This is a genomic window from Herbidospora sakaeratensis (genome assembly GCF_001570525.1).
In the GTDB taxonomy this organism is placed as follows: Bacteria; Actinomycetota; Actinomycetes; order Streptosporangiales; family Streptosporangiaceae; genus Herbidospora; species Herbidospora sakaeratensis.
The window spans coordinates 409,785-421,398 of sequence record NZ_BBXC01000010.1 but is presented as its reverse complement, the minus strand read 5'-3'; the positions used below and the strand labels follow the sequence as shown (position 1 = coordinate 421,398).

At 70.4% G+C, this 11,614-nt stretch carries 6 protein-coding genes; 3 read left to right on the top strand and 3 right to left on the bottom strand.

Annotated elements, in window-relative coordinates:
• Positions 1 to 6: 6 nt before the first annotated feature.
• Positions 7 to 5,034, bottom strand: a complete 5,028-nt coding sequence (locus AW271_RS15065) for a VWD domain-containing protein (protein WP_157554172.1) — start codon at positions 5,032 to 5,034, stop codon at positions 7 to 9.
• A 291-nt stretch (positions 5,035 to 5,325) separates the two neighbouring features.
• Here AW271_RS15065 and AW271_RS15060 point away from each other — a divergent pair, with 291 nt between their 5' ends.
• Positions 5,326 to 6,339 (top strand): WD40 repeat domain-containing protein, encoded by a 1,014-nt coding sequence (locus tag AW271_RS15060; protein WP_062337166.1) that lies wholly within the window; start codon positions 5,326 to 5,328, stop codon positions 6,337 to 6,339.
• On the opposite strand, the gene AW271_RS43120 is transcribed toward AW271_RS15060, so the two are convergent.
• Positions 6,240 to 7,283, bottom strand: a complete 1,044-nt coding sequence (locus AW271_RS43120; RefSeq protein ID WP_062337164.1) for a lytic polysaccharide monooxygenase auxiliary activity family 9 protein — start codon at positions 7,281 to 7,283, stop codon at positions 6,240 to 6,242. The genes AW271_RS15060 and AW271_RS43120 overlap by 100 nt on opposite strands.
• Before the next feature lie 168 nt (positions 7,284 to 7,451).
• Here AW271_RS43120 and AW271_RS15050 point away from each other — a divergent pair, with 168 nt between their 5' ends.
• Together AW271_RS15050 and AW271_RS15045 are read left to right on the top strand one after the other, a co-directional pair.
• The gene (locus AW271_RS15050) at positions 7,452 to 9,503 is read left to right on the top strand and encodes a spermine/spermidine synthase domain-containing protein (protein WP_062337161.1); all 2,052 of its coding nucleotides are present in this window, start codon (positions 7,452 to 7,454) and stop codon (positions 9,501 to 9,503) included.
• Complete coding sequence (locus AW271_RS15045; protein WP_062337159.1) at positions 9,500 to 10,219, top strand: phytanoyl-CoA dioxygenase family protein; 720 nt, start codon at positions 9,500 to 9,502, stop codon at positions 10,217 to 10,219. Before AW271_RS15050 ends, AW271_RS15045 begins: the two co-directional genes overlap by 4 nt.
• Here the strand turns inward: AW271_RS15045 and AW271_RS15040 are convergent.
• Positions 10,172 to 11,536, bottom strand: coding sequence for a glycosyltransferase family 39 protein (locus AW271_RS15040; protein ID WP_062337157.1), 1,365 nt, complete (start codon positions 11,534 to 11,536; stop codon positions 10,172 to 10,174). The two genes, AW271_RS15045 and AW271_RS15040, sit on opposite strands and share 48 nt — an antisense overlap.
• Between the last annotated feature and the right edge of the window lie 78 nt (positions 11,537 to 11,614).

Below are 11,614 nucleotides of genomic sequence, written 5' to 3'. Positions count from 1 at the left end.
GGTGGCTCACCCCGTGACGGTGCCCGAGACCGAGCCGATCGCCGCGTTGCGGGGGTCGGCGTGTACGACGTACGTGCCGGTCGCCGGCAGGGTGAGGTTGGTGAAGGTCGGGGTGGCGCTGGAGGTGGTCGAACTGGCCAGCGTCGTCCCGTCGGGTTTCCGCACGGTGAAGGCGGTCTGGCCGAAGGTGTTCCCGGTCAGCCTGATCGTGACGACCTGCGCCTGGGTTCCGGCGAAGGTCAGGGTGGCGTTCTGGCCGGGGGCCGTCGTGGTGACCGACGCCGCCGGGCCGTTGACGGTGAGGGCGGCGGTGGCGTCGGCCGGGACCTCGGTGACCCGCACGGTCATCGACCCGGTGGCGGCCGACTGCCCGTCGAGCAGGATCGTGTATGCGCCGGTCGCCGGCAGCACCGTGGTGTCCCACAGGCAGGACGTGCCGCAGTACTGGTCGTCCTTGAGGATCGTGCCGTCGGGCCTGCGTACCAGCACCTTCGCGCCGGTGCTGCCGAAGGTGCCGCCGGTGAAGGCGAAGAAGACCCGCTGGTCGGCCGTGCCGGTGAAGGTCCAGACGCCGTCCTGGCCGGGTGAGGCGAGGCTGATCGTCGAGGCCGGGCCGCCCACGGTCACGTTCGCGGTGACGTGACCGACGTCGAACTTCCCGGTCAGCGAGCCCGTCGCGGCGCTCTGGGGAACCAGGTTCACCGTGTAGACCCCGTCCGCCGGGAGGGTCGCCGGGGTGAGCGAACACGAGGTGCCGCAGTACTCCTGGCTGATCAGCGTCGTCCCGTCAGGCTTCTTCACCGACACCCTCGCGTTCAGGACGCTCCCGAACGTGCCGCCGGTGAACCCGAAGGACACCTTCTGGCCCTCCGTCCCGGTGAACCGCCACACGCCGTTCTGACCCGGCGAGGCGATGGTGATCGTCGAGGCCGGGCCGCCCACGGTCACGTCGCTGACGACGTAACCGACGTCGAACTTCCCGGTCAGCACACCGGTGCTCGCCGCCTGCGGAACCAGGTTCACCGTGTAGACCCCGTCGGCCGGGAGGGTCGCCGGGGTGAGCGAACACGAGGTGCCGCAGTACTCCTGGCTGACCAGCGTCGTCCCGTCAGGCTTCTTCACCGACACCCGGGCGTTCAGGACGCTCCCGAACGTGCCGCCGGAGAAGCCGAACGACACCTGCTGGCCCTCCTGCCCGGTGAACCGCCACACCCCGTTCTGCCCGGGTGAGGCGATCGTGATCGTGGCGGCCGGGCCGCCCACCGTCACGTCGCTGACGACGTAACCGACGTCGAACGTGCCGGTCAGCGAGCCCGTCGACGCGCCTTGGGGAACCAGCAGGACGGTGTAGACCCCGTCCGTCGGAAGGGTCGCCGGGGTGAGCGAACACGAGGTGCCGCAGTACTCCTGGCTGACCAGCGTCGTCCCGTCAGGCTTCTTCACCGACACCCGGGCGTTCAGGACGCTCCCGAACGTGCCGCCCGAGAACCCGAACGACACCTGCTGGCCCTCGGCGCCGTCGAAGCGCCAGCGGCCGTTCTGGCCGGGGGACGACAGGGTGATCTGGGTGGCCGGGCCGCCCACGGCGACGTTCTTCGTCACGTCGCCGACGTCGAGCTTGGCCGTGAGGGTGCCGACGCGGTTGCCCGAGGGGTTCAGCACGATCGTGTAGGCGCCGTCCGCCGGGAGGATCGCCGGGGTCAGCGAGCACGAGGTGCCGCAGTACTCGGAGTTGACGAGCGTCGTGCCGTCCGGCTTCCGCACCGAGACCGTGGCGTTGAGGATGCTCCCGAACGTGCCGCCGGTGAAGCCGAACGACACGTTCTGACCGGCGAGGCCGGCGAAGGTCCACGCGCCGTTCTGGCCGGGCACCGTCGTGGTCAGCGGCACGGCGGGGCCGCCCACCGTCACGGCGGCCGAGGCGTCGGCGGGGATCTCCAGTACGCCCGCGGACAACGAGCCGGTCAGGTCGGCGGCGGGGTCGAACAGGATCGTGTACGTGCCGCTCGCCGGGAGCGGGGTCACGTCGATGAAGCAGTCGTGGCCGCAGTAGGTGCGGCTCGCGAGGTTGCTCCCGTCGGGTTTGCGTACCGTCACGAAGGCGTCGAGCCCGCTGTCGAACGTGCCCGCCGTGAACCGGAAGGACATGCGCTGCCCGGTCGTGCCGGTGAAGGTCCAGAGGGCGTTCTGCCCGGCGGCGAGGTTGGCCAGCGGGGTCGCGGTGCCGTCGGTGGGCACCGCCTGGGTCAGGTCGGCGGGGACCGTGGTGATCCTCGCGGTCAGCTCGCCGACGGCGGTGCCGCGCGAATTGAGGGCGATCGTGTACGTCCCGGCGACCGGCAGTGTGATCGTGTCGGCGAAGCAGCCGCCGCCGCAGTACGTCGTGCCCTTCAGGTTCGTCCCGTCGGGCTTCCTGAGCACGACGTCGGCGTTGGTGCCGCCGCCGAACGTGCCCTCGGTGAAGGAGAGGAACACCCGCTGGCCGGCGGCCCCGGTGAAGGTCCAGGAGCCGTTCTGCCCGGCGCCGGTCAGGGCCAGCTCGACCGGCGGGCCGTCCACGGTGACGGGCGCGGACACGTCGGCGGGGATCTCGGTGACGGCCAGCGCGTAGGCGCCGCTGTCGTCGCCCCGGGACTGCACGTTCAGCCGGTAGGCCCCGGCGGGCAGGTTCCTGATCTCCTTGTCGGTGCAGTAGCCGCTGGACACGCTCGTCCCGGCCGCGTTGAGCAGCGTCCACCGCAGGTCGGGGCAGTCGGTGACCTCCAGGTAGAGCGCACCGGGCTGGGCCAGGGTGAAGGTGTACTGGTCCACCGAGACGACCGTCTCCAGGTTGCCCGCGCCCGCCGCCGGCTCCCCGTCGGAGACGTCGAAGGGCACCGTGACCGGGAACGTCTGCGGCGGCACGATCGGCACCGTGAGCCGCACGTCGTCCACGCCGAACGCCTGGTTGGAGATGCCGGCGACCCCGGTGGCGTCGGCGGTGAACTCGATCTGGTCGTCCTGGTGCTCGAAGGGCAGGCTCACCCGGTACCTGGCGTAGGGCTGGCCGCTGGCGAGCGTGCCGGTGGCGACCGGGGTCAGCTCACTCGGCCGGAAGGTGACCGGCGACTTCCGGTCGGTCCGTACGGTCACCGTCTCCACGTCGGCGTCGGAGGCCCAGTCGCCCACCGTGAGCAGGTCGAAGGCCAGGGTGCCGCCGAGGTGGGAGGGCAGTCGCTGCACGTAGAAGCGGTAGGCGTCGGTGCCGCTGAACGGCCCGGCGAAGGTGGTGGTCGCCGGGTCCTGCGACACCCGGGCCGGGCGCAGGTTCTTGGGCATCGTGGCCGACTGGAAGTCGACCGCCAGGCCGCCCTGCGCGTCGAGGGTCGCGGTGAGCGGGTCCACGACGGTGGTCACCTGCTCGGCCGCCATGGCGGCGAAGCTGGCGTCCGCGGTGAGTGCGATGTCCAGCACGCAGCCGTCGAACACCGGGCCCGGCGGCACGTCCTGCCCCTGGCAGTACGCGCCGGCCGCCGAGATCTGCTCCGGGGTCAGGTCGTGGATGGTGACGATCTCGGAGGGGAAGGCCAGGTCGGTGAAGGTCGCGGTGCTCTGCCCCGGCCCGTACGTGAACAGCGACTCCTCGTTGGAGATGCGCCAGGAGTCGGCGTACTGGCCGTGGATGACGGTGGCGGAGGTGGTGGCGGGCAACTGGGTGCCGTCGCGCAGCCGCAGGTCGTTGCCCGGGTTGCCGTCGGCGTTTCCGAGCAGGCCGACGAGGTCGGCGGGCGGCTCCGCGCCGAAGGCCAGCCCGGCGTGGCAGCAGTCGCCGTCCCAGCGGAACACGCCGCCGTCCATGCCGGCCCAGAACACGTAGTAGCTGTTGCCCTCGCGCAGCACGCCCGTGGTCTCGCCGAACCGGATCGCCTTGCCGCTGGCGAGCGTCACCGGCTCGCCGTCGACGACGAGGTTGTTCCCGATCTCGACGACGTGGCCGTCGACGGCCATGGCCACCCGGTCGATGATCGACACGTTGTCGCGGCGCTCGACGAACCGGGCGTGGACGCGCAGGTCGTGACTGGCCGACTCGGCCAGCACGAACTCACCGACCGACTGCATGTCGTAGGCCATCCGGTCGAGCGTGATCAGGTGCGGTTCGCCGTAGACCTTCGAGAACCGCAGGCCGCGCAGCCACTCGCCGAAGTCGGTGAGCATGCCCCACCACATCGTCCACTGGATGTAGGCCATGGCCACGATGGTCGCGGTCACGATCGTGATGACGCCGGGCTCTTCGACCGGCTGCGGGATCGGATTCGGCACCGGGACCGGCCACGGCTGCGGAGCCGGCACGGGAACCGGGACCGGCGTGGGCACGGGCAGCGGGTCGGGCAGCGGCGGAGGCGTCGGCCCGCCGGGCGGCGGCTTCTTGACGCACGCCTTGATCTCCCCCGCCTGGGTGATCAGCAGCAGCCCGTCGCTCGGCGAGGTCACGACGTACGTCTGGGTGCGGAAACCCACCTCGCCCCGGCCGCAGCCGAAGCTCACCCAGAAGTAGTCGACGTAGTCGCGCAGCACGTTGCCGAGGCCGACGTTGCTCATGCCCCGGGACGTCATCTCGGTGATCTGCTTCTTGACCTGCTTGTTCCAGTCGGCCGCGTTGTAGTTCGTGGCGACCTTGGCCTCGATGACCTGGACGAAGGGCTGCGCCGACGGCGAGGTCAGCGTGTGGTCGTAATAGATGATGTCCGGGCGCGACTGGCCGAAGGTCGTCTCCCACTGGATGTCGGGATGGATTCCGTCGGTGGGCGCGCTTCCGGTGATCTTCTCGTGCAGATGGGAGATGGCCCGCGCCTGCCCGATGTACTCGATTCCGGAATTCGTTTCCGGCCCGTTCTGGCCGCACTGGTTCTTCGAGTAGAGCTGCACCGGGCCGTTCAGCCTGCCGAGCAGGCAGCCGGTGCCCTTTTCAATGCGCGCTCTGGTGTTCGCGACGGTGCCATTGACGCATCGCCGGTCCCCCTGGGTGGCCGGGACATTCCAATTGTTGTCGTTCACACAGGGCACTGCGGCCATGGCCGGAGGCGCCAGAGGTAATGGCCCCGGAATCACGATCATGGTCGTGAGCAGGGATAAGACAACGACAATAACCTGAACCGTTTTGAGCCGCATGGTTTCCCCAAACCGTAAGTGCCCAAGATGGCGGCAGTGCCGCAAGGTAAACTTCGCCCCGTAGAACAACTGTCAGGTGTGATTTATCACACGGGCCGCATTCGGGCCAGCGTTGACGAAAACGGCCCACGACCGTGACGGAGGGTGATTTTGGCGGGTTATCCTGCGGAATTCCTCTTGGATTCGCTGCCGACCCGGCGCGTTCCCCGCGCGGCGCTCGTGATCGAGGCGCAGAACGGCAAGTTCCTCGCTTTCGACGGCGCCGGTCTCGTCCAGGTGCCGGAGCCGCCCGACGGCGCCAGAATCAGGGCCCTCTCGGCTGACGGCACTCTCCTCCTGCTGGTCACCGTCTCCGGCGACGGCGTCGGCGTGCAGGAACTCGCGACGGGCACGGTGCGGTGGTTCGGCAACCCCGACCCGGAGTTCGAGCACGACCGCCACACGGCGCCGTCCCCCGACGGCGCGGTCATCGCGGTGCTCGGCCACGACGACGGCGACGAGGTCGCGCGGGCGGTGGTGAGCCTGCTCGATCCGGCCACCGGCGAGCGGCGGCGGTTGTGGTCGGCGGTGGGCGCGGCCGGCTTCGAGTGCGGCGTGTGCTGGTCGCCCGACGGCGCGCTGCTCGCGGTGACCTACCTGGTCTGGGACGCGGACACCGGCGACGACGCGCTCTCGACGGTCGTGCTCGACCCGGCCACCGGAACGGCGCCGGCGTCCTACCCGATCGCCACGATCGCCTCGGCCACCTCCGCGACCTGGGCCGACGATCGTGACCTGGTCTACCGCGCGGAGTACGACGACCTGAACCGCCGCTTCGTCGCCGACCCCCGGGCGGGCACGGTCCGGGCCACCCCCGAGCTGACCGGCCGGGTGTGGGGCGTGGCCGGGGGGCGGCACGTGCAGGAGCTCGCCGACCACGAGGCCCCCGGGGCGGAGACCAGCGAGTTCTACACGACCGACCTCGACGGCCGGGACCGACGCCCGTTGTTCTCCTACCGGCCGAGGGTCAACGCCGACTCCATGCACCTGGCCCCGGGGGTGTTCCCGTCCGTCGCGGCGGACGGGAACACCGGGAACTCACCAGATCATCGTCAGACGGTTCGGCAGGTCACCGTGGGCGCGGTGCCCGCGTTGCCCGAGGCGAGGAAGCCGAACGTGGTCGACGCGCCCGCGCCCAGCGAGCTGTTGTAGGACATGGGCCGGGCCGTGACGCTGGAGCCACTGGTGGTCACCGTGGCGCTCCACGCCTGGGTGACCGACTGGCCGCTCGGCCACGTCCAGGTCGCCTGCCAGCCGGAGATGGGCGAGGAACCGGCCGTGATCGTCACGTCGGCCTGGAAGCCGCCGCCCCACGTCGAGGCCACCTTGTAGGCCGCCGAGCAGCCCTGGCCCGGGTTCGGCGTGGGAGTGGGGGTCGGGGTGGGGGTCGGCGTGGGAGTGGGGGTGGGCGTCGGGGTCGGCGTGGGGGTGGGGCTCGGGGTGGAGTTGCCGCCGACGAAGTTCACGTCGCTGCAGAAGTAGTACGACTGGTCCATGTGGCTGGCCTGCCAGACCGTGAACACGATGTGGCGGCCCGACCGGCCGGCCGCGTTGACCTCGACCGGGGTGGTCGCGCCGGTCGGCACCCGGCCCACCTGGCCGACCAGTTCCAGGTCGCTCCACTTCAGGGGCGTCGTCAGCGCGTTGAAGCCCTGTTTCGTGGCGTACACGCGGATGTAGTCGGCGCCGTGGATGGCCTGGTCGTACATGTTCAGGGTGAAGCGTGTGGGCTTGTCGACGGTCTTCCACGCGCCGAGGGTGTCCATCGCGTTGTAGCGGCCGTTGAAGGTCCGGCCGCCGCTGCAGAGCTGGCCGTCGGGCACGGCGGCCTGGTGGTTGCCGGCCACCTGCTCGCGGTAGAGGCCGTTCCAGTTCCACATGGCCTGGACGTCGTACTGCCAGGCCTGCCAGCACATCGGGTCCTGCTGGGCCATCGCGGGGTTCTGGAAGTCGCCGCCCCAGCGCTGCCAGCAGCCGTAGTTGCGGCTCGGCGGGTCGGTGACGGAGCCGTGGGCGTTCGCGGTCGCGACGAGTGCGCTGGCGAGGAGAGCCAAGGCGCCCAGGGCCGCGAGTAGGGTCCGGGAGAGCGTGTGCACGTGCTCCTCCTAGGAGAGGTGTGGGGGAGGGCCCAACGTCTCCTAACTCGTTGTCAGGGACAACGGTGATGCTCCGGCGCGGCTACGCGAACTGGGAAATCTTCAGAGAGCAACTGAACGATTCAGAGACACTGGTCACACTTTGACCGGTTCGCTAACGTGCCCCAAGTGACTGTCCAGCAGGAAGCCCCCGCCCGTCAGGACGACAACGAACCCCGCCACTGGCTCTCGGTGCGCCCACGCCTCGTCGTGGCGAGCGGGTTGATGCTCTTCCTGGAGTTGTCGCTCATCCGGTGGACCGGATCCAACGTCGTCCACCTGAGTTACTTCACCAACTTCGTCCTGCTGGGGTCGTTCCTCGGCATCGGGCTCGGGTTCCTGAGGGTGGGGCGCACGAAACGGCAGCCCTACTACTCGCCGGTCCTGCTGGCCGTGCTGGTGCTGGTCATCAGCTTCTTCCCGGTGCACGTCAACCGGGAGGCGTCCGGCATCCTCTACTTCACCAGCCTGGAGACGAGCGGGCCGCCGGCCTGGCTGATCCTGCCGGTCATCTTCGTGGTGGTCGCGCTGGTGCTGATGGGACCGGCCGAGCTGGTCGGCCAGTGTTTCCCGAAGCTCGACCGTCTTGAGGCCTACCGCTGGGACCTCGTCGGGTCGCTCTGCGGCATCGGACTGTTCACGCTGCTGTCGTTCCTGAGCGCGCCGCCGCTGGCGTGGGGGCTCGTGGTCGCGATCGGCTACTTCGTGGTGATGCGGCCCCAGCGCATCCTCACCGGGGTCCTGCTGGCGGTGCCGTCGCTGCTGGTCATCGGGGCGCTGGCGGTCGAGACGTTCTCCGCCGGGGCCCTGTGGTCGCCCTACTACAAGGTCACCACCAAGGAGTTCCAGCAGCAGGGTGTGCCCGTCCTGGACATCCAGGTCAACGGCATCCCCCACCAGCAGGCCATCCCGGCCGCCAAGCGGCTGGAGTGGGAGCAGCAGTACGGCATGCCCTACCAGCGCTCCGTCGCCGCCGGGAGCCAGCGGCTCGACGACGTGCTGATCGTCGGCGCGGGCAGCGGCACCGACGTCGCGATCTCGTTGCTGAAGGGCGCCAAGAGCGTCGACGCGGTCGAGATCGACCCGAAGCTGCGGGAGATCGGCGGCGCGTCCCACCCCGACAAGCCCTACAGCGACCCGCGGGTGACCACGCACATCAACGACGGCCGGGCGTTCCTGGAGCGGACCGACAAGAAGTACGACCTGATCCTCTTCGCGCTGCCCGACTCGCTGACCCTGGTGTCGGGCGCGAGCTCGCTGCGGCTGGAGAGCTACCTGTTCACCGAGCAGGCCATGGAGGCGGCGAAGGAGCACCTCAAGCCGGGCGGCGCCTTCTCCATGTACAACTACTACCGCGAGACCTGGCTGATCGACCGGCTCGCGTCGACCGCGCAGGCGGCGTTCGGGCACAAGCCGTGCGTCGACTTCACCGGCTGGGGCGGCCAGGCCGTCATCACCGCCGGGCTCACCCCCGCCGACCAGGCGTGCGCCGGGGAGTGGGGCGGCGCCGCCGCGGGCACCCCCGCGCCGACCAGCGACGACCGGCCGTTCCTCTACCTGAGCACCAGCTCGATCCCGTCGCTCTACATCTTCGCGCTGGGCCTGATCCTGCTGGTCAGCCTCTTCGCGGTGCGGATCGTGGCGGGGCCGTTCGGGCAGATGCGGCCCTACGCCGACCTGTTCCTGCTCGGCGTCGGCTTCATGCTGCTGGAGACCAAGAGCATCACCGGCTTCGCGCTGCTGTTCGGCACCACCTGGGTGGTGAACGCGATCGTCTTCGCGGGCGTCCTGGTCGCGGTGCTCGCCGCGGTCGAGGTGACGCGCCGTTTCCGCACCCCGTCACTGCCGGTCATGTACGGCGTGATCGCCGTCGGCCTGGTCGTCGGGTGGCTCGTGCCGAACTCGTGGTTGTTGTCGTTGCCGCTGGCGCTGCGCATCCCGGTGGCGGTGGCCATCGCGTTCCTGCCGATCTTCGCGGCCAACGTGGTGTTCGCCAAGCGGTTCACCGACACCGACGACTCGACGACCGCCTTCGGCGCCAACCTGCTCGGCGCGATGGTCGGCGGCTGCCTGGAGTACGCCGCCCTGGTGCTCGGCTACAACTCGCTGCTGATCGTGGCGGGACTGCTCTACCTGGGCGCGTTCGTGCTGCTGCCGCGCACCGCGCGGGCGCTCACGTGATCGACTTCTATCGCGAGAACGGATACGCGCTGGTCAAGGGGCTGCTGACCCGCGACGAGGCGGCGGCCTACCGCCGGGAGACGCACGAGCTGATCTCCCGGCTGCGGGCGGTCGACCCGACGTGGGCGGTGGCGCGCAAGCTGACCGAGCGGCCCACCGAGTTGCGGCACTGCCACGACGCGCAGTTCCACGCCGGCGCGTTCTCGCGGCTCATCGTCGACCCCCGCTTCACCGACGTCGCCGCCGGGGTCGTGGGCTCGCCCAACGTCCAGCTGCACCATACGAAGATCTTCGTCAAGCCGGCCGGACGCGGCTCGCCGTTCCCGATGCACCAGGACGCCGCGCACTTCCCGCACACCCGCCACACGATGGCCGCCGCCATCTTCCACTTCGACGACGCCCCCGAGGAGAAGGGGTGTGTACGCGTGGTGCCCGGCAGCCACCTCGGCGGCCCGCTCCCCCACGTCGAGGAGGGCGGCTGGCACCTGCCGCTCGACGAGTGGCCGCTGTCGTCGGCGGTGCCCGTCGAGGCCGAGGCCGGTGACGTGTTGTTCCTCAGTTACCTGCTGGTGCACGGGTCGGGGGTGAACATTTCCGGCGACGACCGCACCACGTTCCTGGTGCAGTTCCGCGACCCGGAGGACGAACCGGCCGACGACGTGCACCGGTCACGGGGTCAGGGCATGATGTTGCGCGGGTTCGCGCCGCACGTATAGCCGGATCGCGTAGCCGAGCACCCGGTAGACCGGGCCCTTCTTGTAGTGGTAACGCAGGATGAGCTGCTTGGCCTGGTCCTGCTCCGAGTCGAGGTCGGCGGGTTTGGGGTAGTTGCGGCTGACCGTCCAGACGCGGTCGCCGAGCCTGATCTCGTGGCTGGGCAGTTCGCGCCCGGCGAGGGTGCCGGAGTCGGCGCCGCTCTCCTTCAGCGCGACGTCGCGCACCTCGCGGAAGCCCTCGGGATAGGCCTCGGCGACCAGCCGCCGGACCGACGGCAGGTAGACGACCGTGTCCCCCGGCAGCGCCAGTTGTCCCATGAGCTTGGCGACGGCGGCCGGGTCGTCGTTGCGGGAGTCGAGCCGCCGGGTCTCCGCCTGCGCGGGCAGCGCCGGGAGCAGCACGACGGCCAGCGTCGCGGCGGCGGCCGGCACGGCCATGGCCGGGCGGGCCAGCCGGGCGATCCCGTCGACGGCCGACCCGATCAGCAGGGCGAGGCCGATGACGGCGTACAGCACATAGCGCTCTTCGTAGTAGGGCTTGACCTGCGACAACAGCAGCAGCAACGCGGGCGGCACGACCGCCAGCGGCAGCGCGACGACCCGCAGCGGCCCGCCGCGCAACAACGCGAGCAGGGCCAGGACGACGGTCCAGCCGGCGAACCCGGTCACCAGCTGACCGGCGTCGGCCCAGGTCGGCTCGGTCAGCCGGGCCACCTGCCCGCTCTGCGGATAGGCGACCAGGATCAGCGGTACCGACGCGGCCACGGCGGCGGCCGAGGCCGCCAGCCACCGCCGCCAGTCGATGAGCAGCCCCGGCACCGCGAACGCCGCCAGCACGAGCAGCGCCGTCAGGTTCAGGTAGGCCGCGAGGGTCACCGCGACGGCGTACCAGACCCACGACCGGCGCACGAGCGCGTAGACCGCCCACGCCACCGCGGCGCACACCAGGGCGGGCGAGCGGCCCTCCTGGGCGTAATGGGACACGACGGGCAGCAGCGCGTACGCCGCCCCCGCCGCGAGACCGCTGCCGCCCATCCGCCTGGCGGCCCCGGCGACGGCGAGCGCGGCCAGGCCGGTGGCGAGCACCGACGGCAGCCGGATCAGCACCTCCGGGTCGCCCGGAAGTCGCAGCACGACGTGCACGATCAGGTAGTAGAGGCCGTGGACGGCGTCCACGTTCCGCAGAGTGGCGAACAGGTCGCCGAGCGAACGGCCGGCGATGGCGAACGTGGTCGCCTCGTCCTGCCACATCGAGCCCCGGTCGAGGCCCCACACCCCCATGGCGACGGCCATGACGAACACCACGACGCGCGTCATGATGCGCGCAACTGCCCCGTGTGGGGCTTGCAATCCGCGTACAGCAGACGGAAAGCAGAGTGATAGTGGCTTAGGTCA